Source organism: Microvirga arabica (assembly GCF_016811235.1).
GTDB classification, from domain to species: domain Bacteria; phylum Pseudomonadota; class Alphaproteobacteria; order Rhizobiales; family Beijerinckiaceae; genus Microvirga; species Microvirga arabica.
In genome coordinates this window covers 44,458-69,466 of sequence record NZ_JAFBID010000002.1, presented here as the reverse complement: position 1 = coordinate 69,466, position 25,009 = coordinate 44,458, and the positions used below count along the sequence as shown (strand labels likewise).

31 protein-coding genes, 1 tRNA gene and 2 pseudogenes are annotated in these 25,009 nt (G+C 57.4%); 14 read left to right on the top strand and 20 right to left on the bottom strand.

What is annotated here, in order from left to right:
* Positions 1-12 precede the first annotated feature (12 nt).
* The 3 genes and pseudogenes from JQC81_RS01555 to JQC81_RS01545 form a co-directional block, all read right to left on the bottom strand.
* The gene (locus JQC81_RS01555) at positions 13-282 is read right to left on the bottom strand and encodes a hypothetical protein (protein ID WP_203269949.1); all 270 of its coding nucleotides are present in this window, start codon (positions 280-282) and stop codon (positions 13-15) included.
* Positions 283-522: 240 nt separating this feature from the next.
* On the bottom strand, positions 523-879 hold the full coding sequence (locus JQC81_RS01550) for a VOC family protein (protein ID WP_203269948.1): 357 nt from the start codon (positions 877-879) through the stop codon (positions 523-525).
* A gap of 38 nt (positions 880-917) precedes the next feature.
* Positions 918-1,309: pseudogene (locus tag JQC81_RS01545) on the bottom strand (RidA family protein).
* A 160-nt stretch (positions 1,310-1,469) separates the two neighbouring features.
* Between JQC81_RS01545 and JQC81_RS01540 the strand changes: the two are divergent.
* From JQC81_RS01540 to JQC81_RS01525, 4 genes are all read left to right on the top strand, one after another.
* Positions 1,470-1,760 carry a DUF1330 domain-containing protein gene (locus JQC81_RS01540; RefSeq protein ID WP_203269947.1) on the top strand — a complete coding sequence of 97 codons (291 nt, stop codon included), beginning with the start codon at positions 1,470-1,472 and terminating at the stop codon, positions 1,758-1,760.
* Positions 1,761-1,973: 213 nt separating this feature from the next.
* On the top strand, positions 1,974-2,174 hold the full coding sequence (locus tag JQC81_RS01535; RefSeq protein WP_203269946.1) for a hypothetical protein: 201 nt from the start codon (positions 1,974-1,976) through the stop codon (positions 2,172-2,174).
* A 40-nt stretch (positions 2,175-2,214) separates the two neighbouring features.
* The gene (locus JQC81_RS01530; RefSeq protein WP_312887460.1) at positions 2,215-3,741 is read left to right on the top strand and encodes an adenylate/guanylate cyclase domain-containing protein; all 1,527 of its coding nucleotides are present in this window, start codon (positions 2,215-2,217) and stop codon (positions 3,739-3,741) included.
* The gene (locus JQC81_RS01525) at positions 3,725-4,048 is read left to right on the top strand and encodes a Sir2 family NAD-dependent protein deacetylase (RefSeq protein WP_203270081.1); all 324 of its coding nucleotides are present in this window, start codon (positions 3,725-3,727) and stop codon (positions 4,046-4,048) included. Before JQC81_RS01530 ends, JQC81_RS01525 begins: the two co-directional genes overlap by 17 nt.
* Before the next feature lie 163 nt (positions 4,049-4,211).
* On the opposite strand, the gene JQC81_RS01520 is transcribed toward JQC81_RS01525, so the two are convergent.
* Positions 4,212-5,237, bottom strand: a complete 1,026-nt coding sequence (locus JQC81_RS01520; RefSeq protein WP_203269944.1) for an ABC transporter substrate-binding protein — start codon at positions 5,235-5,237, stop codon at positions 4,212-4,214.
* Positions 5,238-5,611: 374 nt separating this feature from the next.
* On the opposite strand from JQC81_RS01520, the gene JQC81_RS01515 reads away from it, so the two are divergent.
* Positions 5,612-6,229, top strand: coding sequence for a recombinase family protein (locus JQC81_RS01515; protein ID WP_203269943.1), 618 nt, complete (start codon positions 5,612-5,614; stop codon positions 6,227-6,229).
* A gap of 50 nt (positions 6,230-6,279) precedes the next feature.
* On the opposite strand, the gene JQC81_RS01510 is transcribed toward JQC81_RS01515, so the two are convergent.
* Entirely contained in the window at positions 6,280-6,615 is a 336-nt protein-coding gene (locus tag JQC81_RS01510; RefSeq protein ID WP_203269942.1) for a hypothetical protein, read from the bottom strand.
* 206 nt (positions 6,616-6,821) lie between these two features.
* Here JQC81_RS01510 and JQC81_RS01505 point away from each other — a divergent pair, with 206 nt between their 5' ends.
* From JQC81_RS01505 to ihfB, 3 genes are all read left to right on the top strand, one after another.
* Positions 6,822-7,253, top strand: coding sequence for a hypothetical protein (locus JQC81_RS01505; RefSeq protein WP_203269941.1), 432 nt, complete (start codon positions 6,822-6,824; stop codon positions 7,251-7,253).
* Between the two features lie 205 nt (positions 7,254-7,458).
* Positions 7,459-8,271 (top strand): PGN_0703 family putative restriction endonuclease, encoded by an 813-nt coding sequence (locus tag JQC81_RS01500; RefSeq protein WP_203269940.1) that lies wholly within the window; start codon positions 7,459-7,461, stop codon positions 8,269-8,271.
* 108 nt (positions 8,272-8,379) lie between these two features.
* Positions 8,380-8,748 (top strand): integration host factor subunit beta, encoded by a 369-nt coding sequence (gene ihfB / locus JQC81_RS01495; protein ID WP_465263076.1) that lies wholly within the window; start codon positions 8,380-8,382, stop codon positions 8,746-8,748.
* Here ihfB and JQC81_RS01490 read toward each other — a convergent pair.
* Positions 8,726-9,526 carry a hypothetical protein gene (locus tag JQC81_RS01490; RefSeq protein ID WP_203269938.1) on the bottom strand — a complete coding sequence of 267 codons (801 nt, stop codon included), beginning with the start codon at positions 9,524-9,526 and terminating at the stop codon, positions 8,726-8,728. The two genes, ihfB and JQC81_RS01490, sit on opposite strands and share 23 nt — an antisense overlap.
* 204 nt (positions 9,527-9,730) lie before the next feature.
* Positions 9,731-10,882 carry a hypothetical protein gene (locus tag JQC81_RS01485; protein ID WP_203269937.1) on the bottom strand — a complete coding sequence of 384 codons (1,152 nt, stop codon included), beginning with the start codon at positions 10,880-10,882 and terminating at the stop codon, positions 9,731-9,733.
* A gap of 230 nt (positions 10,883-11,112) precedes the next feature.
* Between JQC81_RS01485 and JQC81_RS01480 the strand changes: the two genes are divergently transcribed.
* Positions 11,113-11,388 (top strand): hypothetical protein, encoded by a 276-nt coding sequence (locus JQC81_RS01480; protein WP_203269936.1) that lies wholly within the window; start codon positions 11,113-11,115, stop codon positions 11,386-11,388.
* 57 nt (positions 11,389-11,445) lie between these two features.
* The gene (locus tag JQC81_RS01475) at positions 11,446-12,867 is read left to right on the top strand and encodes an ApeA N-terminal domain 1-containing protein (RefSeq protein WP_203269935.1); all 1,422 of its coding nucleotides are present in this window, start codon (positions 11,446-11,448) and stop codon (positions 12,865-12,867) included.
* A gap of 296 nt (positions 12,868-13,163) precedes the next feature.
* Here JQC81_RS01475 and JQC81_RS01470 read toward each other — a convergent pair whose 3' ends face one another.
* Positions 13,164-13,325, bottom strand: coding sequence for a hypothetical protein (locus JQC81_RS01470; RefSeq protein ID WP_203269934.1), 162 nt, complete (start codon positions 13,323-13,325; stop codon positions 13,164-13,166).
* A gap of 597 nt (positions 13,326-13,922) precedes the next feature.
* Between JQC81_RS01470 and JQC81_RS01465 the strand changes: the two genes are divergently transcribed.
* Positions 13,923-14,420, top strand: coding sequence for a Ros/MucR family transcriptional regulator (locus tag JQC81_RS01465; RefSeq protein WP_203270080.1), 498 nt, complete (start codon positions 13,923-13,925; stop codon positions 14,418-14,420).
* Positions 14,421-14,520: 100 nt separating this feature from the next.
* Here the strand turns inward: JQC81_RS01465 and JQC81_RS01460 are convergent, their stop codons facing one another.
* The 7 genes from JQC81_RS01460 to JQC81_RS01430 form a co-directional block, all read right to left on the bottom strand.
* Positions 14,521-14,847, bottom strand: a complete 327-nt coding sequence (locus tag JQC81_RS01460) for a hypothetical protein (protein ID WP_203269933.1) — start codon at positions 14,845-14,847, stop codon at positions 14,521-14,523.
* Positions 14,848-15,562: 715 nt separating this feature from the next.
* Entirely contained in the window at positions 15,563-15,787 is a 225-nt protein-coding gene (locus tag JQC81_RS32730; RefSeq protein ID WP_210347045.1) for a hypothetical protein, read from the bottom strand.
* A 217-nt stretch (positions 15,788-16,004) separates the two neighbouring features.
* Entirely contained in the window at positions 16,005-16,679 is a 675-nt protein-coding gene (locus tag JQC81_RS01450; RefSeq protein ID WP_203269931.1) for a hypothetical protein, read from the bottom strand.
* A 519-nt stretch (positions 16,680-17,198) separates the two neighbouring features.
* Positions 17,199-17,366 carry a hypothetical protein gene (locus JQC81_RS01445; RefSeq protein WP_203269930.1) on the bottom strand — a complete coding sequence of 56 codons (168 nt, stop codon included), beginning with the start codon at positions 17,364-17,366 and terminating at the stop codon, positions 17,199-17,201.
* Positions 17,348-17,680, bottom strand: a complete 333-nt coding sequence (locus tag JQC81_RS01440; RefSeq protein WP_210347044.1) for a hypothetical protein — start codon at positions 17,678-17,680, stop codon at positions 17,348-17,350. Before JQC81_RS01440 ends, JQC81_RS01445 begins: the two co-directional genes overlap by 19 nt.
* Entirely contained in the window at positions 17,680-18,009 is a 330-nt protein-coding gene (locus JQC81_RS01435; RefSeq protein ID WP_203269928.1) for a hypothetical protein, read from the bottom strand. The genes JQC81_RS01440 and JQC81_RS01435 overlap by 1 nt, the downstream gene beginning before the upstream one ends.
* 306 nt (positions 18,010-18,315) lie before the next feature.
* A complete protein-coding gene (locus JQC81_RS01430) occupies positions 18,316-19,245 on the bottom strand; it encodes an ATP-binding protein (protein ID WP_203269927.1) in 930 nt (309 codons plus the stop codon).
* 421 nt (positions 19,246-19,666) lie between these two features.
* Here JQC81_RS01430 and JQC81_RS01425 point away from each other — a divergent pair, with 421 nt between their 5' ends.
* From JQC81_RS01425 to JQC81_RS34235, 3 genes and pseudogenes are all read left to right on the top strand, one after another.
* A complete protein-coding gene (locus tag JQC81_RS01425) occupies positions 19,667-20,083 on the top strand; it encodes a helix-turn-helix domain-containing protein (RefSeq protein WP_203269926.1) in 417 nt (138 codons plus the stop codon).
* 352 nt (positions 20,084-20,435) lie between these two features.
* Entirely contained in the window at positions 20,436-20,669 is a 234-nt protein-coding gene (locus tag JQC81_RS01420) for a hypothetical protein (protein WP_203269925.1), read from the top strand.
* Positions 20,666-21,745 (top strand): annotated as a pseudogene (locus JQC81_RS34235) (recombinase family protein); the annotation flags it as partial. The gene JQC81_RS01420 and the pseudogene JQC81_RS34235, both read left to right, overlap by 4 nt.
* Positions 21,746-21,841: 96 nt before the next feature.
* Here the strand turns inward: JQC81_RS34235 and JQC81_RS32865 are convergent.
* The 5 genes from JQC81_RS32865 to mnmA form a co-directional block, all read right to left on the bottom strand.
* Positions 21,842-22,045 carry a hypothetical protein gene (locus JQC81_RS32865; RefSeq protein ID WP_246520136.1) on the bottom strand — a complete coding sequence of 68 codons (204 nt, stop codon included), beginning with the start codon at positions 22,043-22,045 and terminating at the stop codon, positions 21,842-21,844.
* 220 nt (positions 22,046-22,265) lie between these two features.
* A tRNA-Met gene (locus JQC81_RS01405) sits at positions 22,266-22,342 on the bottom strand.
* Positions 22,343-22,534: 192 nt separating this feature from the next.
* Positions 22,535-22,753 (bottom strand): hypothetical protein, encoded by a 219-nt coding sequence (locus JQC81_RS01400; RefSeq protein WP_199047005.1) that lies wholly within the window; start codon positions 22,751-22,753, stop codon positions 22,535-22,537.
* A gap of 91 nt (positions 22,754-22,844) precedes the next feature.
* Complete coding sequence (locus JQC81_RS01395) at positions 22,845-23,486, bottom strand: class I SAM-dependent methyltransferase (protein ID WP_203269924.1); 642 nt, start codon at positions 23,484-23,486, stop codon at positions 22,845-22,847.
* Between the two features lie 22 nt (positions 23,487-23,508).
* The gene (mnmA, locus tag JQC81_RS01390; RefSeq protein ID WP_246520134.1) at positions 23,509-24,666 is read right to left on the bottom strand and encodes a tRNA 2-thiouridine(34) synthase MnmA; all 1,158 of its coding nucleotides are present in this window, start codon (positions 24,664-24,666) and stop codon (positions 23,509-23,511) included.
* Positions 24,667-25,009 lie beyond the last annotated feature (343 nt).

Here is a 25,009-nt window from a genome sequence, read left to right as displayed (position 1 = left end):
GAGGTCTGCCGTTCAGTGATGGTTCTCTTCAGACTGCTGATCAGCCAACCTTTTGATCTCGAACACCGCTGCCGTGACAAAGGCAGAAACGACGAGGAAGGTCACAACAGTCGTGAAGGTCCCTTCCTGAACGCCAGGGTTCATCCCGACCAGCGGGATCAGCAGCAAAGCCGGGATGCCGAGCGTGATCCCTGCAAGGATGCCGATAGGGTTAGTGGTCTCGTCTGATGTATGAGGCCGTTGCACCCGTCGCGCCGCAATTTCCTGGGTCCAGACCTTCACCCGACCTGAGACACTCCTGGCGCGATCCGAAGCAGTCCGGAGATGGGTGGTCCACTCTTCGATGGTCGGCGGCTTCATGGTGCATTCCTGTGGTTGGCGAATTCTGGAAGTCTGGCAGGCAAGGCCACGCTTCGCAAGCAACTCAGCACTCGTGCCAATTGCCGCATGAACTCGTTGGTCCACCCTTATCGTAAAAGCAGGAACAGTCGGTTCTCGACCCTGCCCTCTTGGGTGCAGCCTTCAAGGCCCGGTGATCTCAACCGTGATGCCGTTCGGGTCCTTCAGGAAGCACTGGCGCGTCTTACCGTCCGGAAGAGGCCGCAGGCCATAGTAATGAACCCCCATAGCATCCAGCCGGGTCAGAATGCTGTCCATGTCTTCGGTGTAGAAGGCGACATGATCAAAGGCGTTTGAGGCTGTAGATGGGGTTTCAATCGCCTCGTTTAGATGAACCGCTGGCTTGTCTCGGTCGTAGAGCCCCGCTCCTGGAAAGCCGAAATCGGGCCTGGGACCATGAACAAGCCCCAGCACATCACTATAGAAGGCAATCGAAGCGTCCAGGTGCTTGGTCCGGATGTTCACATGATGGATGTGCATGCCGCCTCCTGCCGGAAGTTGGGACGCTACCAGAGAGCCTATGCCACGGCGACGCACTCAATCTCGATGTCGAACTCCATGGGCCAGGACGCCACCGGCACAAAGGTCCGCGAGGGCGGGTTCTCGGGAAAGAAACGGGCATAGACGCGGTTGATAGCGGAGTAGAACCCAGCATTGGCCGCATAGACCCGGACCATCACTACCTTGTCGAGCGAGGTACCTGCACTTTCCAGGCAGCGTTGAACTGCTCTGAGCGAGGCTTCGGTCTGAGTCTCGATATCCCCACGAACGAACTTGCCGGTTTCCAGGTCGAAAGGCGGCGTCCCAGACACAAAGACAAGACCATTGGCCCTTGTCACGAGGGAGAGCGGCACCCCACCTCCCGAACGGCCTGTGAGAGAACCGGGACCTCGATGATCTCTTTCGGCATGACAGACACCCTTTGCCTTCGCTCCAGCTACCAGCCCCTACCAATCTGCTCGACAAGTTCACCCGGCTATAGAACTCTTGGGTATAGGATCATTACAAACTTATCGACCCGAACGGCACCTGGGCTGAGAATGGCAGCACCAGAGGTGAGGGATTGCGTCATGCCTGCTGCCTACATGATAGTGCTGATCAAGATCACTCGCGAGGACGGCTGGCCTGAGTATCGCAAGCAGGTTTCGGAACTCTTCGCCCAGCACGGTGGCCGCTATCTCGTCCGGGGCGGTCCGGTAGAAGTCCTGGAAGGCTCCTATGATGGACGGCGGCTGATTGTGTTCGAGTTCCCCTCGATGGAGGTCATCCGCTTGGTCTGGAACTCACCGCAGTATGCTGAGGTGAAGAAACTGCGGGAGGGTGCGGGGGAACTGGATGTCTGGGCCGTCCCTGGGGTCTGACCGTTGGGTTACCGGCTCGGATAAAGCTCAGGTCTGCCTGATGGTGAAAGGCCCTTTCCCGGATCTGCCTCGCCCGATTCGGAAATTGACGATGATCGAAGACGCGTAAGATGAGAGTAACTGTGCAGGCGGAACCTAGCTCACCCGTGATCAAGGCTGGACACCCGACCTAACCCACAGCAAAATTGGATCTGAAGTAGCACTGAGGCTCCCATGGATCGGCAGGAGCACAGGGTTGAAAGGCGGCTGGCAGCCATCTTCGCGGCTGATGTGGCGGGTTACTCGCGCCTGATGGAGCAGGATGAGACCGAGACGCTCCGAAGTCTGGTTTCTCATCGGGGGATCATGGATCGGTTGATCGTCGAGTACGGCGGAAGAATCGCCAATACTGCTGGGGGACAGTGTTCTGGCTGAATTCCCCAGTGCCGTTGATGCGGTTCGATGCGCCGCCCAAGTGCAGGATGAGCTTGCGTCCAGAAATCAGGACGAGTCCGAGAAGGAGCGCCTCCAGTTCAGAATCGGGATACATGTTGGTGATGTTATGGTTTCCGGTGGTGACCTGCTCGGGGATGGCGTGAATATCGCTGCAAGACTGGAAGGCATGGCTGATCCGGGCGGCATCTGCGTTTCGGAGACTGCCTACGGGTACGTGCGAAAGGCCCTGCCTCTCCCCTTCGTGGATCTGGGACCACAGAAGGTCAAGAACATCGCTGAGCCAATCCGAGTCTATTCGCTCAAGGTACCTGCGCTCACCCCAGTCCAGGCCCATCAGACCCAGCCCCTCCCCCTACCTGATAAGCCCTCCATCGCCGTCTTGCCCTTCACGAACATGAGCGCCGATCCGGAGCAGGAGTACTTTGCCGATGGAGTGGTCGAAGACATCATCACCGCTCTCTCCCGCGTGCGCTGGTTCTTTGTGATCGCCCGGAACTCGTCCTTCACCTACAAGGGTCGGTCCGTGGACATCCGGCAGGTCGGTCGAGAACTCGGCGTGCGCTACGTGCTGGAAGGTTCCATCCGAAAGGCTGGGAACCGTGTGAGGATCACAGGGCAGTTGATTGAAGCGGCCAACGGGCGGCACATTTGGGCCGACAGGTTTGACGGCGAGCTTACGGACATCTTCGACTTGCAGGATCGCATCACGGAGAGTGTCGTCGGAGCCATTGAGCCGAGCATCAGCCGGGCGGAGATCGAGCGGTCCTCCGCGAAGCCGACCCATGATCTCGACGCCTACGACCTCTACATGCAGGCCCTGGCCCATTATTATGCGCTCACCAAACCGGCGAATGATGAGGCCCTGCGGCTGCTCGGTCGCGCTCTGGAGTTGGACCCGAACTACTCCTCGGCCAAAGCTTTAGCGGCACTGCTCCATAATGTTCGAGTTATCCAGAACTGGGGGGACCAGACAGAGGTCGAGACGGGCATCCGCTTGGCCCGAGAGGCGTGGGCGGACCATGGCGATGATCCGGCCACGTTGGGCAGGGTGGGGATCGTGCTGGCGTATCTGGCGCGTGACTACGAGGTAGCACTGGCCGCGACTGACCGTGCACTCTTGCTGGACCCGAACTCTGTTGTTGCTTACAGGAATAGCGCCTGGGTACGCATGTGGGCGGGTGACTGGCGCGTGTCGGTCGATCACTTTAAGAAGGCGATCCGCCTGAATCCTCTCGATCCCAGTATGCATGGGATCGAAACTGGACTGTGCTTTGCATTACTGGTTGGTGGTCGCCCCGACGAAGCATTGCCGTGGGCTCAGAAGGCTCTCCAAGAAAAGCCTGCGTATGGAGCGGCCCTGCGGGGTCTCATCATGGCTTTTGTAGAGCTTGGCCGGGTGGAGGAGGCGCGAGTGGTGGGGCAGAGGCTGCTTGCCCAGGACCCGAAGCAGACGGTCACTCTCGCCGACCGCCAGCACGCGCAACGAGACCCGCAGTTTCGCGAGCGACTCTTTGCGGCTTTGAGAACGGCTGGAATCCCAGAATAGTAGATACCCCCCGACCTGTGGCAGAGCGAGTGTCCTTCGCCCTCACGTCGTCTGGTTCGGCGAGATGCCGCTTCACATGGACCGGATCTACGATGCACTGCTTGAGGCGGATATGTTTGTGGCGATTGGCACCTCGGGCTGCGTCTATCCGGCTGCGGATTTCGTATCCGAGGCGCGAGGGCACGGCATCCGCACCTACGAGATCAACCTGGAACCGTCCGACAATGCTCAGAAGTTTGATGAGGGGCGCTACGGACCGGCGAGCGAAGTGGTGCCTGCGTGGATCGAGGATGTGCTCACGTCGTGATAGTGCGCCATCATAGCTGGCTCAACTTCGGGCTGGCTTGTGGGTGTGGCTCACATCCCCTTTGGACAGCCGCGGGCTTCCTCCCCCTGGCACTACTCCTTCTCCTGAGACCGGGCCTGACGTGGGGCGAGAAGCTCGCATCTGCTCCATGTGACGCCGTTATCTACTCGATCACGTCGTCGGCACGGGCAAGGATCTCTGGCGGAATCTCGACACCCAAGGCACGGGCTGTCTTCATGTTGATGACGAGATGAAGCTTCGTCATTTGGTTGATGGGCAGGGTGTCGGGTCTTGCGCCCCGCAGGATGGCGTCGATCTGGACTGCCATGGGACGCTGGACCTCGTTCGCGTCTACCCCATAGCTCAGCAAGGCCCCATCCTGGGCAAACTGCGGATGCTCCGCAACCACGCGGATACCGTACTTCAGTGCAAGATCACTGATCAGTTTGCGGTTGCCGAATGTGAATGGGGTCGCGATGAGATAAAGGAGGTTATAGCCGTCTTGCTGCATGGCCTGAAAGAATGGTTCCAGAGCCTCTGGGCGGGATTGGTGGGTATAAACGCGCCAGCGAATGCCGAAGCGATCCACCGCCCGGTTAAGCTGGTCTTCCAGGCGTTTGTAGAATGTCGCGTCGCCGCCCTCCCGGTACAGGACAGCGACATTCCTCCACTCAGGAATGAACTCTCGGACGAGTTCAATGCGTTTGACGGCAAGATCGAGGCTCAGGTCAGCCACCCCGGTGATATTGCCTCCCGGTCTCGCCAGCGACTGAGCATAGCCCTCGCCCACGGGATCGGGGGTGGACATGACAACCGGAAGCGTGGTCTTCGTCGCCATCAGGGCACGGATCGCCGGGCTGCTCTGGGTCACCAGCAACTCGGGCTGACGGGCTACGAGTTCGGCGGCGAGTTTGTCGAGATCCCAGAGCCGTCCGCCTGCGGAGACGCAATCCCATAGGAAGTTTTGTCCTTGTTTCCACCCGCGCTCAGCCAGGGCCTGGGTGAGCATGTCTTTGTCTTCGGCTGAGAAGATGTTGTTGGGTGGGCAGGGATCGATCACCAGGAGCCTGCCGATGCGGTGAGGCTGCTGGGCAGCGACGTGTGCCACAGACATCAGGCCAACAACGAGGTTAGCAAAGATCAGAACGCACGCGCCTCTGATGCGGCGTCCCGAATGGCATCTGCGCATGACCACCTCCGAGAATGAGTACGGCGAGAGTCCGCTGGGTTCGGAGTTCGTTTCCAAGGCACGCGACCCGACCACGATGAACGATGTTGCTCCGGACCCGAGACATCCTCAGCGAACACAAAGCATGGTTTTTCTTGCTTGAAGGGACAAATCGCATCATGGGGTACCCCAATCCACCTCAGCAAATTCACGACAGCGGGATCGACGGTGGCTTATACGCTCATCGGCAACCTCCACCAGCAGGTGTGGTCAACGGTTTAGCTTGGGTATTCCCCTCCTGCACCAACCCGGATGCGGTTCAATTTCCGAAGCTTGACAATTCAAAGTGAACCGGCGATATGTAAACCATCTTAACTAAACCGGCTGAGGTCACTGTGTTCGTGCGAGCATACCTAAGAGCTTCCACCCTCGATCAGGATGCCAGTCGCGCTCGTGAGCAACTGGAAGCCTTCGCCGCTGACCACAGTCTGGCCATTGCCGCGTTTTACGTTGAGAACGAGAGCGGCGCGAAGCTTGCCCGCCCGGAGCTTTTTCGGCTCCTGTCAGATGCTCGCCCTGGCGATATTCTCCTGATCGAACAGGTTGACCGCCTATCTCGTCTCAATGCGGCAGACTGGGAGAAGCTGAAGACTGAGCTTGCGGCTCGCCGTGTTCGGGTCGTTGCATTAGACCTTCCCACCTCCTGGACCATGGTGAGCACAAAGACCGATGATTTCACCGCCCGGATGTTCGATGCTATCAACGGCATGATGCTCGACATGCTCGCCGCCGTGGCTCGCAAGGACTATGAGGATCGTCGCCGTAGGATGGCGCAAGGGCAAGCGAAGGCAAAAGCGGCAGGGCTCTACAAGGGGCGAAAGGAAAACACCCCACGCAACGATGGGATCGCGTCCATGCTCCGGGCAGGTTCATCGTGGTCGCAGATCCAGGCCGCGACAGGATGCAGCCGGGCGACTATCGCCAAGATAGCGAAGCGGGCCGAGGTCGCTTGAAGATACTCCCGCCAAGTGCTTACGACGCAGGGCTGTAGATCGGCTCGGTGTCAGCCGAAGAACAGTCTAAAAGCCGCCGCATCGCTCTCGCGAGAGAATCTGAACTGGCGTCCAATGAGGCGACCATGTTCACGAAGGGGCTCGATCTCATGATCATGAGGGCAACGCTGTACGCACCAGCTTTCACGCTCTCGTAGCTGGGTAATGTACACACTGTACGGCAGATCCTCGTCGTTGAGGCTGGTGCACTCGACGACATACGGTGTGGCTGCGCGACGTGCATCATCGATAAAGCCGCTTTTTATACCAAGGGTCTGCCCTGCTTGCCGGATAGCTGTAAGTGTACGCTGGAGGGCAGAGGTATGGTTGATATCAGAGTAACGCATCAAGGGCCTCGTTGTTGGCTTCCTTCTATTTAGTCAGCGAAGGCCGATGAGCACCCTGGACGCTGCCGACCGATAAATACCGGATGACCAAAAGATGCTGCTCAGCCAACCGATGTGCCCAGATCCAGTGCTCCAAGTGCGCGAAACGATATGCCCGTCGCGTCGCCCGCAATTTCCAGGCCACGAGCAACGGACAGATTTACGCCGTGACCATCGCTGCCGGGCTCAACGATATTGAGGAGTTCGTGCGATGGCGGATCAGTGTCTGGGATGTCATCGCCTATAGGCGGCAAGTCTGCCGTTGGTGGCACGGCGTTTCGCTCCGAATCTGGTTGTGCCGAGATCAAACAATTCGTGGTGTTGTAGCTCTCGGGGCGATCACCGAGACGGAGTTCCAGATGGCGTTTGGGTTGCGGTGGCCCATGATCCTTCGCCGGATCGAGCCGGAGACAGCGGGCGATGTAATAGTCGCCGTCGTGAGGCCCAATATGATCATAGCCGATGATCCCGAACGTGCTCGTTATCAGCCCCGCCAGATGACAGTTCGGCCACGGCGTGCCCGCATGGTACCGAAACCTTCCGTATCCGTTCCTTTGTATAACCCGTTCGACGAGCCAATGCCCGTTCTGATCGAGTAATCGGACCCAGACAGGACACCGAATTCCAAGGAAAACAACACCCTGTTCTGGGCTGGCCACTTGCATAAGGGTTATGCGAATTGCACGATCAACCTTGGCTTGGGAATCGTTTGGGAACAGCGCCTCACATCAGGATGGTCGCTCAAATTAGTCTTTCGAGTTGTACGGCGAAGAATGGGCACATCAGGTTCAGAAGGCGGGCTACATGTCAGAAGCATCTTCCAGCAATGTCATTGACGCACGTGTTCGCCTTGAAGCGGCAATCCTTCCAGGGCTTTCCGTTGATCTCATCTGGGACGCCTATGCGAGGGCTCCCGGTAATGAGATTGAGAGCGGAAAGTTCTTCAGCGAGGAATCCTCTTCGGCGCTTGTAGCCAATGCCTTCGGTCCATTTTTGGATAGGCCCCGAGATCTGCCCGCGCTCCCGCGTACCCAACACTATAGCTGGCCTGCAATAAGTGTGCGCCCGGAGGCTATCGTACGCTTTCCGTGGAGCGGCGGTCGGCACCCATGCCTCGATCTTTTGGTTGAGACCGGCAACGCGGTGATCGGCGTGGAGTCGAAACGATTTGAACCATATCGTTCGAAGAGCCGTGCCACTTTGTCGAGGGTGTATTGGCATCGAGTGTGGGGCGATGCCATGAAGGGCTACGAATCTGTCCGGAACGGCCTGGACGACGATCCACTAACTTTCCGTCGTCTGGACGCGGCGCAACTCCTGAAGCATGCCTTCGGGCTCCGCACCGCTGTGCACCGCAATCCAGCATATGCGGGCAAGAAGCCTGTGTTGCTGTATCTCTTCGCCGAACCTGAGATGTGGCCGGATAAGCGTCCCCTTTCACACACGGACATCGCCACACACCGAGATGAGATCCGCCGTTTCGCCGACCTCGTAGCAGGTGATGAAGTCGCATTTATATGGTGCACCTACTCCGAAGTACTGGACAGTTGGGCGAGGACCGGAGACGAGTGGCTCGTCTCTCACGCAGCAGCCGTTGCGAAAAAGTTCAGGCTATAAGCTTACAACGCGCTGAGTTGATTTGGCCGGACATATAGCGTTGGCCGATGGCCGCATCTGATTGCTTGACGACCTCGGAACGCTCTGGCAGCTTCTGAAAAAACAAGGCTGCAACAACGACATACACCATCCATGATCAAGTCCGAACTGGTCCAGAAGCTTGCTGAGCAGAACCCGCACCTTTACCAGCGCGATGTCGAGAACGTCGTGAACGCGATCCTCCGCACCATCAGCGATGCGCTTGCACGAGGAGACCGGGTTGAGCTTCGGGGCTTTGGTATCTTCTCCGTGAAGAAGCGCGGTGCTCGGACGGGCCGCAATCCCAAGACAGGGGATCTCGTTGCAGTGTCGGAGAAAGTTGTTCCTGTGTTCAAGACGGGCAAGGAGATGCGCCAACGCCTCAATCCCGCATCGCCCAAAAAGCGGAAGAGAGCGACAGCCGGTGCGACTGCCATCAGCCGTCTCGTAGAAGCATAATCTGCGCGAACACCGCCTCCACTTCCTTGAAACGATTTTCTGCCTCTGCCCGGTCTCGCTTCGGGTGGACATCGGGATGGAACTGTTTGCGGTATGCCATGCGGGCAGCCTTCAGGAGGAAGTCCGGACAATTCTCATCAAGCCCGACATTTCGGTACAGTGAGTTCGGCTTTTCGGGCGAACGGCTCTTGGTAGCAATATGGGCTCGTATGCGGGTCCGTTCTTGCACCAGGGTAGAGATCAGTGAGATCGCTTGATCTCGCTCGTCCTTCATGCGGTTCAAAGCGGTGAAGAGAATGCCCACCACATCGTTAGCCGTATGGTGATCCTCTACGAGAAACTCGTCATAGCTGGATTTGTCGGCAGCCAAAGTCCACGCCGCAATAGCTTTATCTACCTCCTGGAAGTCTTCCGCGACGTTCTCCTCGGGTGCGCGAGAGTCCGTGCGCTTCTGTTGCTTTGCCCGCGCGTCCTGTTGGCGCTGAAACTGCTTCCGATGTCGCCTCTGCCGGAGGACTTCCTCACGGCGGGCTTGATATGACAACCTGCGAGCGTCGCCCGCCTGTTGCCGATCCACATCCTTCTGAGGCGATGAAAATCTTGGAGGTCGCCAGCCCGGCTTCCAGGGATTCCACCATGGAAATCGTTTTAGAACCTGCCGCTCGGCATCCTTGCGCCTGGGCCGGGGCTCGGCCCTGAGAAGAAACGCAAGAAGTTCCTCTGGGTCTGTGATGTTTGATCCCGTTGGTCGAGACGGGGCATTCGGATGGATGCTCATGAGGACGGGCCTCACGGTCGGAAGATTAGGCTTGGGAGGACATTGCCCTTCGCGAGCAGGCGTCCGGCTGCATTGCGGGTCTCATTGAGCTTCTTATCATAGTACCCGAGCCACCGACCGCTCGCGTCCCGAGCATCAATCCTACTTGAGACGCCGTTGCTCTCGTACCACCCCAACACCTTTCCGGCCCGGTCTCGAACGATTTCACGCGGCATCACCAATCTCCGCGATATCGCGTTCAAGTTCGTCGAATTCCTCCTCAATCCCGTCGAACCCCAGATTACGTCCCACCCCGCCCCAGGCTCCGAGCAGGGTCAGGACCCCGCTGGCGTTCGGGTAAAACTCGCCCGGAGAGAGTGCCAGGACGCCAAGGCTCTCCAGCTTGCGGCGGAAGACGCCTGCTTCCGCAGGATCAACACGCCCGTTGTCCCTCGCGTAGATCTGCGTGAGGACCCAGCCGCCATTAGTCAGGCGGTGGCACTGTGCCACCAGTCCAGGCGGGCGCTTCCATTCGAGCAAGGCTTCAGCACCTTGTGCGATGTAGACAATGCGAGTCGTCGAACAGTTGCGAAAGCGCCGCCCGAGCGATGCCATTGCCTCGCCGGAGGTCATCACGGCCACATCGGGATCGTCCTTCGGGATCGGCGGACATGCTGGAGGATTGTCCATCTTCTGAAGCCAACGATTGAAAAATTCAGCGAGATCGGTCTTCTCGCCGAGGTTCTCGATGGATTGCCGGATCACGTCGTCGGTCGCAAACGAGACCGTTCCCCGGACCAGCGCGAGGGCGGCATTGGCGCTCTCCGCCTGAGAGATGGAGTAAATGTGCCTGAGAATATTGCCGTGGACCAGGACCGGTTCGAGGTGATGAACGATCTCAATCTGCGTCGCGGTGATAGAGCCGCTGCGCCGACGCAGGACATCCCGGCGCATCCGATGCTGCGGATCGGCAAAGGTTTCAAATAGGCGGAAGTAGAGATCAGGTTCGCAAAGCGGTTCAGCGCCGATGCGGCTGAGCATGCCCAGCAATCCATCAGGAGCCTCCCCGTATACGGCACGGACGATCTCCCGCGCCCGTGAGGTGGTCAGCAATGCGCGGGCAATCTCCTCGTGCGGGTTCTGATCGGAATGACAGTCGGTGGGAGCAAGAGAGCGAAGGCGGGCGGCGAGGCTCTCAGGCCCTTCTCGGGTCAGCGCAGCCAAAGCGGAGAAGATCGCCTGACGCTTCAGGGACGACGCGAGAAAGATGAAGGTCAGGAAGGAGGGAGTGGCATTATCCAGTTCGATGGCAGGGCTCAGCGCCCAGCCGGAGAAGGATTTGGGGCGGAGGGCATTGCTCGCAGGAAGTGCACTCAATGGCAGGCTCCATGTTACCTCGAATCATTCGAGACTCTCATGGATTTTCAATCTGTCTACCAATTTTGCCGCTCTCTAAAGGGTGAGTACGATCAAAAAGCATGACTAGACTTATGGAGCGCCGTTCTTCTCGCCCACCGGATCTCATGATCAGAAACCCTGTTGCTTGCGTAAGCTTAAGCTGGTCGCTACTGTTCGCTTGGGTATGGGGTGGCTTCGTCTGATACAGGATGAGCGCGAGCGTTAACTTTGGGTTCTTGAGTGTCTACGACGCCGACCTCGCCAATCTTGCTGCCCTTGCCGAGCGCTACTTCCCGGACGATCCGCCCACTAGCCTCGTCAAGCTGAGGCAGTTTGCTGAACTCCTCGCAAAATTGATCGCCGCTCATCATGGGGCATACTCAGGTGAGCGCGAGAACTTCGAAGAGATCATCCATCGTCTCTCCTACGAGCACGTTCTGCCCCAAGAGGTCGCCGACCTTTCACCACATCCGCAAGTTCGGTGATACAATCTGGACTAGAATTACTATTCTAACTGGGCGGGACGCCTGACAGGACTTACGATGCGAAAGTGGCAAGTAAAGAGTTTAACAGGAGAGTGGTGGCGCCTCGGCCAATCAGAGCAGAAATTTCGTGGCGTACTTGAGTTGGATGATCAAGATCATGGTACGCTGACGCTGGAAGGGTCATGGAACGATCTTTCAAGAATGCCACATCCCTTTATCGGAACCCTCCACGGAGTAATTCTTGAAGAGTCGCGACATAGTGAGGTCACTGCGTTCGATGTAATTACAAGTCAGGGGCCAACAAGTTCGTATCCACAAAGCGGATCAACAAGTCACGCAACATTATTTACAAATACAATCGTCATTGGGAGCCATCTGGAGTCCAAGGACGATCCTCTGATCATGGGTGCTGTGTTTGAACTGACGGGCCTCGAACATTGGTCGGCGAACACTGGGTTTTCACAGGAGGTCGAACGTGGGGAAAACGACGGTATCGCTGCGTTTACGTTTCGCTACCGTGGTCAAGAGACAGCGGAGTATTCCGTTTCCCCCGACATTAAGATCAGGTTCCGGACAGGATTTACATCTGCAACTAGCCACAGGAAGGCGACCCTAGAAGAGCATCATACCCTCGGCGTTAGTTTCGGAAGGGCTGCATCCATCAACGAAGTACAGAATGAGCGGTATATTTGGCAGTCGCTGCTCACATTTGCACTACGCGAACCATCTCTGTGCCGCAGCATTCAACTAAGTTTCGAAAGCGGTGCTCCAAAAGTCGAGCACCCAGGTAGACTGATCATTCCAGGCCCGAAAGATGGTTCTCGTGAGAGATCCTTCCATTTTGGCAAGTCACTATTCAATGGCGATAAACTGGGAGCGCGAACAGAGGAAATTCTGGTCAAGTGGAGAAATCTTCACCAAGAGATTGAGATGGCTATAAGCTTGATGTTCGGGGTTGCGCACAACGATGAGACGTACATTCACACTCAGCTTCTGAACTACTTGCAGGCCATCGAGATTCTGCATCGCGAACTATATAAACTGAGCCGATTCTCACAGCCCGAGGACAGAAGAGCAACCTTAACTGCTCTCAGAGATGCGGTGCCCAAGCACCTTGACCCCTCTTTGCGACGGTACATTCACGATCAGATAGGGTTCATCGGAAGCCTAACCCTTTTAGATCGTTTGAAAGACCTGTCCCGCCGCTATCCATCGAGTGTAGGCCCCTTATTTCCCTTGGGGGATGAGGACATGGTGCGTCTCAAAGACGTTCGAAACTTCCTTACCCACTACGGCGATCACCCACACTTCGACCGGAAGTTCCTTTGGTCGAGAGAAATTCTCGTCCTTCTGGGCAAAACGCGTCACTTCCTAGAAGTTTGTATTCTCGGTGCATTGGGAATGACTGACGCTGAGATCAGGAGTTTGCTCGATAATGTAGAAGAATACGTGATGTGGAAGCGTGAACCGTCGCCCTAGAGAGTCCGCATTGGGAGGCAAACTTTGACGCTGCTCTTGTATTGCTCTGATTAAACCTCTCGCCTCATCGAGATGATAATCCGTGGGGAGCTAGTTCAATTTCGTTTTACACTCTGAGTAATGCGCTCCATCAGTCACCCTGCACGATCTGGAGATCCATCTCGTCGATCATCGCGGCTCGACGCGCCTCATATGCCCGGATCTTCCCTGCGATTTCGTCTGAAGTGCTTTTACTTGCCCCAGAAAACCCGATCCCAGCCAGGGTGGCGGCAATCCCGTCGATAAGAATGATTGGATTAGGCCGGATCAGCCCCAAAAAGGGACGCCATAAACAACGGAACACAAGCCACAGTCGCCACCCTCGCCACGACCATGCCCTTCCGGCACTGCTCAGCGGCTTCGAACAACCCGTCGATTTCAGTTACGAGGTCGGCAATCTGCTCGCGGAGATTGGTCATCCGAGTGGGGCTTCTAACAAATTGAATGCTGCACCTGTACTGGCGACCTTTGGAAGCGCAAGTTGATTTCTGATCCTACCGCCCCGCAACCGCCCTTCCCACCATTCGTCCTACTAGTTCGCCGAGCGTCTTGGCTCTGATCCATTTCGAACTGTTTGGATGCTGGTTCGTGAGATCCTGTAGTGTCTGTTCTGTTGGCCGTCCAGATCCTTGCGCACCTCCGCTCCATTCTGTTCTAACGTGCCGATCACTGGCTCAGATCGGCTTAATCAATTTGACAGAACCCATGACCACCCTTGGGATTAGCTAACTCTTGTTCCAAAAACCCTCCCTAGTCTGGGCGTCTAAAAACGTTGCTTCCCGGTCGTACCGCTGTCTCCACATCCATTGCGCTTACCTGAATGCCCGACCCTATACTCTCCCCGGAAGTCGAACATATAAAAAATTTATACCATATTGATGCCAGAAGCTCGTAATTCAGAACTGATACTTGAAATAAACAGGCTCAGCGTGTAGCTGCTACCCATTGTTCAGCAACAATCGTTGTACCAATACATGGGGTATCTGCTCTCGCAAGTACCTCCAGAAGGTTTTCAAATGTCCAATGAGACGACAACACCCGACTACCTTGAGCTTGCGGCTAACATCGTATCAGCCTTCGTCAGCAAGAATTCCGTACCGGTTGCTGAACTCCCCAGCCTGATCAAGAATGTCCACGCTGCACTTCAGAACGTCGGCCAGCCCGCTGCACCGCAGGAAGAGGCAAAGCCTACTCCTGCCGTTCCCGTGAAGAAGTCGCTCACCCCGGAGTATCTGATCAGTCTGGAAGACGGAAAGCAGTACAAGTCGCTCAAGCGGCACCTTGGGAAGCTGGGTCTGACACCCGAAGCTTACCGGGAGAAGTGGGGCTTGCCTCGCGATTATCCGATGGTGGCCCCGAGCTATGCCGCGAAACGGTCAGAGTTGGCCAAGAGCCTGGGCCTGGGCCAGATCCGCTCCAAGGCATCCCAGGCCAAAGCCGCCGTCAATGATGCACTGAAGACCGCTCCTGCGAAAGCACCTGCCAAGCGCGGACGGAAGAAAGTTGCTGCCTGAGGGTACAGTCGTGGAAACTTTGAGAGGCCGCTCGTGCAGAGCGGCCTTTTTGCTGCTCCAAGGCTATCACTTAGCCTTTCGAACGATTTTCATTGCCCGGTCAGCGTTCCTGCACTGGCTGGAGATCCATTCCGTCGATTATCTCTGCGCGACGGGTCTCACGTTCCCTGATCTTCCCGGTAATCTGCTCCAGGGAGCCTCGGCTGGATCCCAAGAAGCCGATCCCCGCCAGCGTCGCAGCAATCCCTATCACCAGGACAAGGGCATCGGTCCGGACAAGCCCGGAGAGGGACGCTCCGACCAGTAGAACACCGGCTATGATCGCCACCCGTGCCACGATCATGCTCTTTCGGCAACGCTCGGCGGCATCTGAAAGATCATCGATCTCAGATTCGAGGTCTGCAATCTGTTGGTGGAGGTCAGTCATCAGAGAGGGTTTATAACGATTTGAATGCTGGGAACCTGTACTGGCGACCTTGGTGAGCGCAAGTCGGTTTTCGATCCTCGCTCCGACGACTGTCTCTCGAACGTCTGGGACGGTACATCAAGCGTGCTGGCGGTGGCGCATTTGCGCAGAAACAGTTCGGCCTGGGCTCATCCCAGGCCGAACGTCACCGATAGGTTTTCTTTGGTTATTCTTCGTCCTCCGAGTATGGGATAGTCGGATCAATGATCCGCCCCTCTTCGAACAGGTGGCCGTGCCCAAGATCAGTCAGCCGATCACCGAGCAGGTAAAGGTCACTCTTCCGCTGGAAGCATATCGCCATGTCATTGCGGGCATCTTGGAACTTCCACCTCTCCCCTTCTGGGCCGAACCTACCTTGGCTAATAAGTTTTACGTGGTCAGCAAGTGTAGCAGCGACGGATGGGGGGAGATAGGATAGCTCTACTATGAGAGCAAAAGGATGAGGGTCTTCTTCGTTAAGCATAATCGAAAATCCATTTCGTTAGTTAATGTCATCGTTATATGTTATAACCTGAAGTTGGTCAATAATAAATTCGCTAAAGGGCATGAGGCAGGCTATTCCGTGGCTGGGTCATAAAGAGTTCGCCTGTCAGAGCCCCAGTGTCGTTCCAACAGTTTTGTGGTCGCGCAATCCGCTTAAATGATCGGAGCGTGTTTACCCCGACCATTCTGATCATCAGAGTAGTGCCATCTTGAAGAGCATGGCATCACTCACCGTGGCGAAAACCATTGTGATCTCAAGATGGCCATTCTCGCTTACCCGTGTGACCACATCGTAATCGTTGAGATCTTTGTCCGTGACAATGTCGTGGAGATCGCCGACGAGTGCATCCATGGCCATGGAGCAAAGCTCTAGGTGACCGGCCCGCGTGTAGCCTCCCGCGTGGAGAGCCCGTTCCATGTGACACTGCTCCTCAAGCCAGTCGGCACTAGAGATCGTATGGACAACGGTACGATATGGGTAACGCTGAGCAAGCTCCCCGACAGATGGCTTGGAGAGCCGCTTGAGGACCGAAGAATGAAGGTTTGTCATAAGCCAGCCCTCCTGAAAATATCGTGACGATTGGGCTGGTACTGATTGGTCCTATAATCATTCGAATGAGCTTCAACTATCAGCATCAGAACGGAGTCCTGGCGGCGTAACCCGCGAACTGGTCTGTAGCGACAGACGAGGCACTTGAGCCACGGGCAGCCGATTGCGCAGCAGCCTCAGCCTCCATCTTTTGTTCCTGCTTCATCCGTTCGTACATCTTGTTTGGGTCGTAGAAGCCGAAGAACTTCCGACGCTTGCCACCAAGACGCCAGAACTTGTCGTACAGAAAGACATCCGTGCCGAACATCTCACCGTCAGCATAAACGACGCATTCGATGGGACCATTCTTCGTCTTGACCATCAGGACAAACTGTCCGGAATAACGAAGGTTGTTCTCACTCTTTGCGCCGATGTGGCCCATCTTGGCGAATTCGGTGGTGTCCAGGTCGGCATAACCTACGGCAACATTGTAGGCCCGAGCGTAATCCCCGTGGGTCTCTTCGTCCATGCGAGCAGTGGCGAGTTCCTTGTCAGCCCAGTCCAGTACTTTCTTCGGGGCGATCAGCGGCACGGTGCGAGCCCAGTACGGACGGAACAGATCCAGACGGCCACCCGTGTAAATCTCGATCTTGAGGTTGTGCTGGCTCTTGCCCTTGCCAGGGTTTGGGCCGTTGTCGAATAGTTGGAATTGGGCGCACTGGATCACTTCCCGGCTTGGGCAACGGGTGAGAACCGGCTTGGTCTTTTTCTGTGTAATCATTAAGTAAACCTCTAGTTATAAAAACGATGGGCCCGAAATACATGTCCCACTGTTGTGACTTCATTCTACGTTAGCGGGGTATCAATCCGTCAATTTCTTTCTCATTGTCTAATTAAAGAAGAAGGTGATGAAGACAAAGTTGTATATACAATGAGAATACGAGGTATTTAGGTCGGGTTTACTTGTTTGTGTGGGGTGTTTATTGGTCCTCACTCCGCTCGTCCCTCTGAAGACAACGGAAAGGAGACAAAGACGAGTTTCACTCGTTAGAGAAGAGACAACACGAGTTGCACTCGTGATGCGAAAGACAAGGCGAACAGAGTTCGTCCCGAAGAACGGCTTGGATTGGTCATGAAGAAAGAGAACTGGTGAAAAGAGTGCAGCGTGGCACCAGCGCAGCCAGTCCGAACCACCTGCCCTTGCCCGGAGAGTTGGCAAGGACGCTTTCGAACGATTTTCTCGGAAGTGCACTCATCACGGCTGTGGTTCGCACGATCCCCACCCGTGGACTCCTGAAGATCATCCTCGATGCGCTCTGAGTGCATCCATCCATTCAGGCTTGAAGGCACGTCGCATGATCTCGTCAGCACGGCGGTCGATATCGTCCTCCGGCCAACCGCGCTCCCGGAGCTTCGCTTTGATCCGGCGCTCCCACTCGTAGAGCGTCTTCACGTGGATCTCTGCCATGTCCGGTTCCGCCACTCAATCTTGTCCACCAGACCGTACTCGATCTGGAGGTTGAGTGGTCCCAGGTATAGCCCGTGATCCCACGGCGCGGCCATGATGTAGCCGACGCGCCAGATGTTGCTGTCCACGTCCAGGCGGATTTCGAGCTTGTCTCTAAAGACCCATCTAGCCAGGGTCGCGGATCGACACAATCGTTCGAAGCGCTTGTCAGGGAACCGCCAATGAATGTCGAGCGGACCCAAGTCCACGCCGATCAGGTCCCAATCCCAGTAGAACCCGAGCGCCCAGCAGCGCCAATCAAGCTCGATCCTCATCATGGTCGTTCGATCAATATCAGCACATCCCAACCGACGCAGACGACGCCAGTCTCCGGGAAATCGACCAGCGCATGGGTGGTCCAGGTTCGATCCCAAACTACCTGAACGACGGTACCCTCCCAACCGACGACGAGATCATACTCACGGCCTTCGGTGTCCCAGACGGTATCTCGGCTTTTGACAGCCACTCGATCTCCTGGCCTGAATGGAAAGGTATCAAACCCTTCAGGTTCATTGCCGTCCCACTCGCGCCTGATCTGCTCCTGGTAGTCTAGGCCATCATTGCCTTGCCATGCAGGCGGATGCTCAGGCGTCTCCGGTTTCATGGTCAGGCGGCCTAATCGCTGACGAGATCATACTCCATCTGCAAATAGGCCGGACCCAGGTACAGCCAATGATCCCGTGGCACTGCCACTCTTCAAACAGTTCGAAGCCCGCCCTGCCCTCGCGGCGGAAGCGGGGGAGCGTGCATGAACGGCTTTCTGCTGTAGCGGCTGACATGCTGGCAAACACCAAACGTTGTTTGGTGCTTCAAACGGCACCCGCTCGCCCATGCGTGAGAATGGATGAAGGTTGGCCGCCCTAAGGAGTTGCACGACCGAGCCTTCATCCATGCTACTTCGGATCAATCCCTATGCCGCATGCCTAGAGATCGAAGAAGGCATCTTGGGGCTGACGAAGATTGCCGGGACCACGGGGGGCAGCGGGAGATCTCCTGCCTGGGGGAGCAGAAACTGCTCCAAGTCCTCCCCCAAGGCACGATGGTCGTGCACACTGCCTGATCGTTGCACCCTCTTCTTCTCCAGGTGGTCGGCCATCATCACGTTGACGATCTTCATCAGTCTGCGTGGTGATACCTCGCTCTGCCGCCACATTGTGTCAGCAAACCACTGAATCGCTTCGTTCTGGACCTGAAGCGGAACGTCGATCCCAGTCTCAGTCTTGGTGAGCATTCGCCGTCGAAGAGCGAGATACGTGGCATATTCCCATCGAGCCGTGTGGTCTCCCTGGATGTAGAGCGGTTGTTCACGGCTTCGAAGCGCCTCGATGTGCGGCACACAGGCTGTGGGCCAGACACAATCGTTGGAAAGATCGCCATTACACGCGATGATTGTCGGTGCAGTCAGAGGGATCGTTTTGAACGAGCCCGATTCACTGCGCTTCTTCGGCGCGACATACACCTCAATTGAGCGCGGCCCAGCACTGTCGGTCGCGATCTTCAGGAGGTTGAGCGAGTTTGTCGAGTTGAAAAGGTGATCGCACTCCTCGAAGATCAGAGGAGTGGTTCCGTTTGAGCGCTCGAAGAAGTGCTCCAGTTCACGGACATTCTTCGGCATGGCACGGATTACTGTAGCACCCGTGCTCCTGATCGCCTGCAAGATCGCAAACGATTTGCCCAGGCCAGCACCGCCGCTGAGATAGCAGACGGGTGGGTATCCCCGGATCACCTGTTCGGCTCGTCGCTGTACGGTTCGCATCTGCTTAGCCAGCGGGTTTTCGTCTTCGACCGCATCCCAGTCTTCGGCGGTCCTTCGTGGTTTCAGTTCGTATTGTTTCGTCATCGAAATGGCATTCTTTGTAATAATGATACTTAATAGAAGTGCGTGAGCGCTCACGGCTTCCGAAGCAGCAGGTGCCAAAATACGCACCCGCAGCGTGTCGGGCGTGGAGACCCGACATGGAAAACTCTGTCCCAGTGAGACAGAGGCGTGATGAGGCGAAAGCCTCGGAGTGGAGCCGTAGCTCCGAACCTGAGAGCACCCAGTGAGTGCCCACAGGCTGGAAGAGGAAGATCCTCTTCCAAAGACCTCTGCTGCCCGTGACGGCAGAGATCGGTGTTGCTGGCCAGTGAGGGTGATTTACCCAGATCCTGGCTCCGTGTCAACCTACTTTGTACGCATTTTTCGCGGCATAGCCAATAGAATGCCTACTGAGTACGGATTTTCGTTGACAGGGCGATTGGAAGCCGGTAAGAAGCCGCTCATGACGAAAGAGCAATTCCGAGCATGGCGTAAGGCGATGAAGCTGACCCAGACAGGGGCAGCCCAAGCCCTTGGCCTGAACCGCAACACCATTGAGTTGTACGAACGCGGCACTCGGCGTGATAATCCCAATCACGTGGTATCTATCCCGCGAACCGTGGAACTCGCCTGTGCGGCCTTGATGCTTGGCATCCATCGCTACGGTGGCCCGGACGAGTCTACCCAAGATGACCTCAAGGTGAACATTACACACCTTATGACGCCGGACGGGCTTCGACCCGAAGTGGTTGAATGGGTCGCCGAGCATGTTGAGGGACACCTCTTCACTACGAACGACGTAGCAACTTTCTCGAATCCGTCAGAAGCCGTCTACTTCAAGCTCCGTTGGGGCACGGCGGCTTCCGATGGAGCCGACTGAGTGCAACCGCTACCACAACAAGGCCCAAGACCATGCGAAGGTCATCACTGATATAAGGGAGAGTAGATAGCATCACCGCGAGTTCGAAGAGGACTCAATATTGACTGGCAGAACACGGCCTCGTGTTCAAAGGTCCACAGGCGTTCGCCCATTGGGGAGAACGATCCGGGAGCACACGAATTGCAAGCAGCCGGGATCTTTCGGCTTCCTACCTTCCACGGTGGGGGACGCCTTTCAAACCATTTCACGCTGATGTGCACTCAAGGCCCGCGACGCCGCACATCATGAGTCGCCCACCGGGTATATCCTGTCTATGGAGCGTTGCCCCGGTACGCTCTGCACGAATTTTCACGTGATAACGACAAACTCCGGCAATTGCAGCCGGGCGAAACAGACCCAGATTTCTTCATCGCTGGGTATACAACGCAAGTCCGAGATTAGCTCGGTCAGCCACGAGCAGGCGGTGCTCGATGACCAACTTCCGGTGGATGAGATTCTCGACCGGTTTACACGCGCCATTGCTCGCCGAGTGGCGCGTGAGGATCACGCAGCAGCCATCCAAAAACAGGCAAAGGCTCAACCATGAAGCGGGCGGCTCTCTACGGACGCTACTCAACGGATCTTCAGTCAGAGCGATCCGTCTCTGACCAATTCACGATCTGCCGAAAGTTCGCGGATGACCATGGTGCCGAGATCGTTGCCACATATGAGGACAAGGGGATCTCAGGAGCAACAATTGCAGCCCGCCCTGGCATTCAGCGATTGATAGCTGCGGCGGAACGCAAGGAATTCGATTGGGTCATTGTAGAACACCCGGACCGTCTGTCGCGCGACATTGCCGATCTCAGCATGCTGCGCAAGCGCTTTGCTTTTTACGGCATTGAGCTTCGCGCTATCAATACAGGCGGTCACGCCCTCACAACAGTCGATGTTGCTGTCCATGGACTGGTGGCTCAGATGAGCCGCGAGGAGACGCAGAAGAAGGTTCGTCGCGGCATGGAGCCCCGCGCCAGAGAGGGAAAGAGCATGGGCGGGCGAGCCTATGGTTACCGCGTGCCGGAACTTGCAGATGGGGTTTTTCATACCGGCAAACTGGAGATCTATAAGCCGGAGGCAGACATCATCGTGCGGATCTTCGACGAGTTCATCGGTGGGCGGACGCCCCGGCAGATCGCATACGGGTTGAACGAGGACAACGTTCCGCCGCCCCGTAGCAAGCGCTGGAATGCCTCCACCATCAACGGCAACGGACGGCGGGGCTGCGGAATTCTCCGGAACGAGAAGTATGTTGGAACGCTCGTTTGGAACAAGAACCAGATGGTGCTTGACGACCGTACAGGCAAACGCATTTCACGGGTAAACGAGCAAGATAAGCGGGTAATCGCAGAAGAGAGCGTTCCAGCTATCGTGTCTGTTGAGGTGTTCAAGAAGGCTCAAGCGATTATAGAGGGCAAGGCCCGCACACAGGCTTCAAACGGTTTTACGCGGGCTCCTAAGCGGTTGCTTTCAGGGAAACTTCGTTGCGGAGCCTGCGGCAGCGGCATGTCCATTCTGGGGAAGGATCGGAGTGGACGACCACGAATCCGCTGCACGAGCCACGCCGAATCCGGAACCTGCCCCAACCCGAAGACGCATTATCTGGATACCATCGAGCAAAAGGTCCTGAACCTCCTCCAGGCAGCATTGCAGAAGCCGGAGCACGTCCAAAAGTTCGTCGAGGAATACCAAAAGGAGCGGCGGCGGCTTATGGGCGAGTCGTTAAACGAGCGTTCCAAGGTGGAGCGTCGTCTCGGTGAGCTTTACCGTACGATTGATCGCCTCACCGAGATGATGATCGACGGCCAAGGCGATATGCGTACCCTGGACAGCAAGGTTAAGGCGGCGGCGGGAGAGCGGGACCAGCTTGAGGCTAAGCTTCAGTCGCTGGACGAAGAAGCCCCAGATCTGAAGATCGAGCCTCATCCGGCTCTGATTAAGCGGCATCTCGATATTCTGGGAAAGCTCCAACCGCTTTTAGAGCAAGGCACTCAAGCCAATGATCCCGACCTGATGATTATCCGTGAACTAGTCGAGAGCGTCATCGTCAACCCGGACAAGACTCTCAAGATCGTCGGGCGTCTTGAGGCTTTGACAGGCGCTCTTCAGGAATTAGGCAATCCCACAAAAACTGTGTGGGGAGCGATGGTAGCGGAGGAGGGATTTGAACCCCCGACACAAGGATTATGATTCCTCTGCTCTGACCAACTGAGCTACTCCGCCCCAGGCAGCGGGGCGCACCCCGCGTCAGGCAAGCGCGATATAGGGAAGGTTAGCCCCGGGTGTCAAGAAAGACCCGCGGGGAAAGTACGGATTTGTCGCCGCCCCACCGGTCATGTGCCCGGAGGGCAGGATGTCGGCGCGATGCGGTCGAAATCCTGCTCCCGTTCAGGGTTGACCCTAAGGTCGCCCCGGTCAGCCCTTGGGCTTCATCCGCCAGAGCTGGAAGCCCTCGGTCGAGACCGCCTGTTCGATGGCCTTGCGGGAGAACTTGTGCGGCGGGGTCTCGCGGGAGTTCAGCGTGCCGGTCAGCCCCCAGGGAGCGTATTTGGCCGGGAGCTTCGTGCCGGATTCATCCCCTGCAAAAGCGTGAAGATCGTCCTTGGCCTGGGACGTGAACATGAAGAGGCGCATCGGAATTGCTTTCGTGATCTGGAGTTGGCCTGCCCTTAAGAGATAGGGCCGCGACCCCGGAAGTCACGGCTCACTTGCCTGTTCCGGACCCTCAGGCTGTCTTCTTGATCCGCATGAGCTTGAAGAAGCCGCTCGGGAACAGGGATCTCAGCTCCACGACCTCCATGCGCCCCGTCTGCCGAGCCCAGTTCTCGACCCGCGAGGCCTTGAAGGCCGAGCTCCAGCCGATGGCCTTGGCGATGGGGGAGACCATCTCCTCGACCCTGGCAACGGGGCCGGAGGGCTGCCCCCAGTGGTTGGCGAGCACGATCTCGCCGCCGGGCCTGAGCACGCGCATGAACTCGTCCAGGGCCGTCTCGGGCTCGGGCACCAGGGTGATGATGAACTGCGCCGTCACCGCATCAAAAGTCCCGTCCGGGAAGCCAAGGCGGGTGACATCCATCACCTGCAGGCTCTTCACATGGGTGAGGCCCCGCTTGTCGACCTTCTCCTGGGCACGGCGGAGCATGTCCTCGGAGAGATCGACCCCATAGACCTCGGCGTTGGCAGGGTAATAGCCCAGGGACAGGCCCGTGCCGACGCCGGCCTCCAGCACCTTCGGGCCGCAGGCGACGGCGGCGTTCACGGCGGCGCGGGCTGCCGACTCGGTCAGCTTGTCGTAGACGAGGTCGTAGATCGGCGCCCAACGCGCATAAGCCTTGCGCATCAGGACGGTGGTCGCTCCATCCGTCATAAAGGTCCCTTCGGTCGAGGCCTTAGGCCGCGGCGGGTGCGGCTTCGGCCATTGTGCGAGCAATCGTACCCCCGCCAAGCACACGTGCCCGCGGAGCATCGCTCTCATAGATGACACAAGCTTGACCGGGAGACACCCCGTCTTCCGCCGATAACAGCTCGACCGTAGTGCTGGTTCCTGTGGATCGTAGGATCGCCGGGCGCGGCTCACGGGTGGAGCGCACACGCACGGCCACCTCCATTCCCTTCTCACCAAGAGCTTCGAGGGGTACGTCGCCGAGCCAGTTCACATCCGTCACCCGGATCAGCCGGGTGGCTAGCGCCTCCCGGGGGCCCACCACCACGCGGGCCTCCTTGGCGTCGAGGCGCACCACGTAGAGCGGCTCGCCGACGGAGAGCCCCAGGCCCTTCCGCTGCCCCACCGTGTAGTGGATGATACCCTCGTGGCGGCCGAGCACCCGGCCGTCGATATGGACAATCTCGCCGCCCTGGACGGCGCCGGGCTTCAGGCGCTCGATCACATCGCTGTAGCGGCCTTGCGTGACGAAGCAGATGTCCTGGCTGTCGGCCTTCTCGGCCACGGTCAGCCCGAAATCGCGCGCCAGATCTCTGACCTGATCTTTCGGCAGCTCACCCAGGGGAAAACGCAGGAAATCCAGCTGCTCCGGCGTCGTCGCATAGAGGAAGTAGCTCTGGTCCCGGTCCGGGTCGGCCGCCCGATGCAGCGCCCGGCGCCAATCCGGCAGAGCACGGCTTGCCACGTAATGGCCTGTGGCGAGCACATCGCCGCCGAGTTCCTTCGCCGTCTCCAGAAGGTCGCGGAACTTGATCGAACGGTTGCACTCGACGCAGGGGATCGGCGTCTCGCCTGCCAGATAGCTCTGGGTGAAGCGGTCGATCACGGCTTCGCGGAAGCGGGCCTCGTAATCGAGCACGTAATGGGGGATGCCGATAGCCTCCGCCACCCGCCGGGCATCGTAGATGTCCTGGCCGGCGCAGCAGGCGCCCTTGCGGTGCGCTGCGGCCCCGTGATCGTAGAGCTGAAGCGTGATCCCGATGACGTCGTAGCCCTCGCGCTTGAGCAGGGCCGCGACAACGGACGAGTCCACGCCGCCCGACATCGCAACAACGACGCGGGTCTTCGAGGGTTCTGTAGGCAGGTCGAGTGAGTTGAGCATCATTCCATCCATGGGCGACGTTCAAGGCGGCGCACGGGAGGGGTTAAAGGTCTTCTATAGCGCATCGTGCGGAAAAGTGGACCCGTTTTCACTGCGTTGCCCTTTGGGTCGCTGACGCGGCCCTCCGGGTCCGCCTCAAACGATGCGCCAGCTCAGAGGGTGAGCATCGGGATGGATCCCAAAAATGCATTCCGCTTTTGGCCCGATGCTCGTGCGCCACAATTCCTAAAGAGAAAGTGCGGCGGAATAAGGCAACGTTAACGTTTATGGCTAAGCTTAGGCACTCTCGATAACCGCCTGATTGGGCTTAGGAAAACATTAAGTCCCGTCGCGTAAGTTCGAGCCA

What these genes read in the sequence shown, in the direction of transcription:
- JQC81_RS01550 (WP_203269948.1), bottom strand. Translation starts at nt 879, where the DNA reads ATGCACATCCATCATGTGAACATCCGGACCAAGCACCTGGACGCTTCG.
- JQC81_RS01540 (WP_203269947.1), top strand. Translation starts at nt 1,470, where the DNA reads ATGCCTGCTGCCTACATGATAGTGCTGATCAAGATCACTCGCGAGGAC.
- JQC81_RS01535 (WP_203269946.1), top strand. Translation starts at nt 1,974, where the DNA reads ATGGATCGGCAGGAGCACAGGGTTGAAAGGCGGCTGGCAGCCATCTTC.
- JQC81_RS01520 (WP_203269944.1), bottom strand. Translation starts at nt 5,237, where the DNA reads ATGCGCAGATGCCATTCGGGACGCCGCATCAGAGGCGCGTGCGTTCTG.
- JQC81_RS01510 (WP_203269942.1), bottom strand. Translation starts at nt 6,615, where the DNA reads ATGCGTTACTCTGATATCAACCATACCTCTGCCCTCCAGCGTACACTT.
- JQC81_RS01500 (WP_203269940.1), top strand. Translation starts at nt 7,459, where the DNA reads ATGTCAGAAGCATCTTCCAGCAATGTCATTGACGCACGTGTTCGCCTT.
- JQC81_RS01490 (WP_203269938.1), bottom strand. Translation starts at nt 9,526, where the DNA reads ATGAGCATCCATCCGAATGCCCCGTCTCGACCAACGGGATCAAACATC.
- JQC81_RS01480 (WP_203269936.1), top strand. Translation starts at nt 11,113, where the DNA reads ATGAGCGCGAGCGTTAACTTTGGGTTCTTGAGTGTCTACGACGCCGAC.
- JQC81_RS01475 (WP_203269935.1), top strand. Translation starts at nt 11,446, where the DNA reads ATGCGAAAGTGGCAAGTAAAGAGTTTAACAGGAGAGTGGTGGCGCCTC.
- JQC81_RS01470 (WP_203269934.1), bottom strand. Translation starts at nt 13,325, where the DNA reads ATGACCAATCTCCGCGAGCAGATTGCCGACCTCGTAACTGAAATCGAC.
- JQC81_RS01465 (WP_203270080.1), top strand. Translation starts at nt 13,923, where the DNA reads ATGTCCAATGAGACGACAACACCCGACTACCTTGAGCTTGCGGCTAAC.
- JQC81_RS01460 (WP_203269933.1), bottom strand. Translation starts at nt 14,847, where the DNA reads ATGACTGACCTCCACCAACAGATTGCAGACCTCGAATCTGAGATCGAT.
- JQC81_RS32730 (WP_210347045.1), bottom strand. Translation starts at nt 15,787, where the DNA reads ATGGAACGGGCTCTCCACGCGGGAGGCTACACGCGGGCCGGTCACCTA.
- JQC81_RS01450 (WP_203269931.1), bottom strand. Translation starts at nt 16,679, where the DNA reads ATGATTACACAGAAAAAGACCAAGCCGGTTCTCACCCGTTGCCCAAGC.
- JQC81_RS01445 (WP_203269930.1), bottom strand. Translation starts at nt 17,366, where the DNA reads ATGGCAGAGATCCACGTGAAGACGCTCTACGAGTGGGAGCGCCGGATC.
- JQC81_RS01440 (WP_210347044.1), bottom strand. Translation starts at nt 17,680, where the DNA reads ATGAGGATCGAGCTTGATTGGCGCTGCTGGGCGCTCGGGTTCTACTGG.
- JQC81_RS01435 (WP_203269928.1), bottom strand. Translation starts at nt 18,009, where the DNA reads ATGAAACCGGAGACGCCTGAGCATCCGCCTGCATGGCAAGGCAATGAT.
- JQC81_RS01430 (WP_203269927.1), bottom strand. Translation starts at nt 19,245, where the DNA reads ATGACGAAACAATACGAACTGAAACCACGAAGGACCGCCGAAGACTGG.
- JQC81_RS01425 (WP_203269926.1), top strand. Translation starts at nt 19,667, where the DNA reads ATGACGAAAGAGCAATTCCGAGCATGGCGTAAGGCGATGAAGCTGACC.
- JQC81_RS32865 (WP_246520136.1), bottom strand. Translation starts at nt 22,045, where the DNA reads ATGAGGCTCGATCTTCAGATCTGGGGCTTCTTCGTCCAGCGACTGAAG.
- JQC81_RS01400 (WP_199047005.1), bottom strand. Translation starts at nt 22,753, where the DNA reads ATGCGCCTCTTCATGTTCACGTCCCAGGCCAAGGACGATCTTCACGCT.
- JQC81_RS01395 (WP_203269924.1), bottom strand. Translation starts at nt 23,486, where the DNA reads ATGACGGATGGAGCGACCACCGTCCTGATGCGCAAGGCTTATGCGCGT.
- mnmA (WP_246520134.1), bottom strand. Translation starts at nt 24,666, where the DNA reads ATGATGCTCAACTCACTCGACCTGCCTACAGAACCCTCGAAGACCCGC.